General features: G+C 65.6%; 2 protein-coding genes. One reads left to right on the forward strand and one right to left on the reverse strand.

Annotated features, from left to right (window positions below; all coding sequences use genetic code 11):
* Nucleotides 1-400 (reverse strand): phosphoribosylformylglycinamidine synthase-related protein (locus tag NP3_RS27375; RefSeq protein WP_245721129.1); only part of this gene is annotated, 400 nt, incomplete at its 3' end.
* Nucleotides 401-577: 177 nt separating this feature from the next.
* On the opposite strand from NP3_RS27375, the gene NP3_RS27380 reads away from it, so the two are divergent.
* The gene (locus tag NP3_RS27380) at nucleotides 578-1,879 is read left to right on the forward strand and encodes a glycosyltransferase 87 family protein (RefSeq protein WP_245721130.1); all 1,302 of its coding nucleotides are present in this window, start codon (nucleotides 578-580) and stop codon (nucleotides 1,877-1,879) included.
* Nucleotides 1,880-2,246 lie beyond the last annotated feature (367 nt).

Genomic DNA, 2,246 nt, shown 5'->3' on the forward strand with positions numbered 1-2,246 from the left:
TGGCCATGATGTCGCGCACGATGCCGCCGACACCGGTGGCCGCACCCTGATACGGCTCCACATAGGAGGGGTGGTTGTGGCTCTCCACCTTGAAGGTGACCGCCCAGCCCTCGCCGATATCGACGACGCCCGCGTTCTCACCGATGCCCGCGAGCATCGCGGACTTCATCTCGTCGGTGGTGGTCTCGCCGAAGTAGCGCAGATGCACCTTCGAGGACTTGTAGGAGCAGTGCTCGCTCCACATCACCGAATACATCGCCAATTCGGCGTCGGTCGGCCGACGGCCGAGGATTTCCTTGATCCGCGCGTACTCGTCGTCTTTGAGACCGAGCTCCTTGTACGGCTGCGGGGCGTCGGGAGTTGCTGCGGCTGCGCTGACGGTGTCGACCTGCGGAGTCACGGAGTACCAGGGTCCTTTCGGGCCGGAGCGCGAAGCTGGGGATTCGCCATGAAGTTTAGCCGTGGCCCTCGACGGGCAGCCGCTCGCATCGACCGGTCGTCCGGATCGCCGGTTTTCGGGCCCGGATGCCTCGGGTCGGCACACATCACGCGAGCTCGCAACCGCTACGCTTTGGCCGTGAACGATCGATCGGGGGTTGCGGATCCGGCCGAGCAGCCCGTCACCACACAGAACACTCGGCTCGAACTCGACTCGGATGTCTCGCCGCGATTCTCATTGTCGAACCCGCAGGTGCGCTGGCTGTTGATCGCTGTCGCGATGTTCGCCGTGTCGGCGATCGTCTCGCTGGTGGTGCACTGGTGGAACGGGTACATCGATCTCCAGGTCTATCGCAACGGTGCGCGCGTCTGGCTCGACGACGGCGAGTTGTACGGACCGATGCCCCCGGTCGAGGGGATCGGACTGCCGTTCACCTATCCCCCGCTGGCCGCCCTGTTCTTCGCGCCGCTCGCGTTGATGCCGCTGCCGCTGGCCGAGGTGCTGGTGACCGCCACCTCGGTGCTCAGCCTCGGCATCACGCTCTGGCTGGTGCTCGCGCGGCTGCGCCCGAGCCTCGAGCGGCGGACCATGCTGGCGCTGGTCATCGGTATCGTCGCGGTGGCACAGACGTCCGAACCGATCCGGGCGACCTTCGGCTTCGGCCAGATCAATCTGGTGCTGATGGCCGCGGTCGCCATGGATTGCCTTGTCCGCAAACCGTTCTGGCCACGCGGCATGCTCATCGGCATCGCGGTCTCGGTGAAATTGATTCCGGCCGGATATCTGCTGTACTTCCTACTGCGCCGGGATTGGAAGGCGGCGGGCACGCTGATCGTCTCCGCGATCGTCGCGGTCGGACTCGGATTCCTGCTGTTCCCGAGCGATTCGGCCGAATACTGGTTCCACACCCTTGCCGATACCGGCCGCATCGGCCCGCCGTACTTCGCGGGCAATCAGTCGATCAAGGGCATGGCCTTCCGCCTCGGCGTCTCCGATTCCCTGGCCACCCTGATCTGGATCACCCTGTCGCTCATCGCGATCGCCCTCGCCGCGGTGTGGATGCGCCGCCTGCTCGAAGCGGGCCAGCAGGTCGCCGCACTGATGGTGAACGCCGCCGCGGTACTGCTGGTTTCCCCGGTTTCCTGGTCGCACCACTGGGTTTGGATCGCCCCCGCCATCCTGGTCGCCGCCGACGCCATCGCCCGCGGCACCCGCAATCGCTGGTTCATCGGCTCCGTCGGCGCCTTCACCGTCCTGTTCATGATCGGCCCTCAATGGCTCCTGCCGCATTCGAAGGACCTGGAACTCGGCTGGGCCTGGTGGCAACAGCTCATCGGCAGCAGTTACGTCCTCGCGACCCTCGCGGTATTCGTAGTCGCCGCCATCACCTACCACCCGCCCGCCACAACAGCGCCGGACAAATCCGCCACACCCACCTAGGCACCCGCCCATCGAGCGCAGTCAAATGGTCGCCAGCCTCGTCGAGGGCAGTCGAATGGTCGCTCAACACCCAGAACCCAACCACCATTTGACTACCCTCGACCAAGCACGCAGCCACAGCCGGTGGACCGGGCCGGAAGCTGTGGGCCTGCCCACCCGACCGCGGGAGGTAGGCCGGGTACGGCACACGACGCGCCCAGCACCGCCCGGAAAAGCCACGAAACAGCACATCATCCCAGGACAGCTGAACCCCGAGATGTCATTGCAGGACAACAGAACCCACCGCAGCCCAACCAAGAATCGAGCGTAGTCGAATGACGGCTCGGCCCCTCGATCCCGACCACCATATGACTACCGTCGACGGCCG

It is taken from the genome of Nocardia pseudovaccinii NBRC 100343, assembly GCF_001613225.1.
In the GTDB taxonomy this organism is placed as follows: domain Bacteria; phylum Actinomycetota; class Actinomycetes; order Mycobacteriales; family Mycobacteriaceae; genus Nocardia; species Nocardia pseudovaccinii.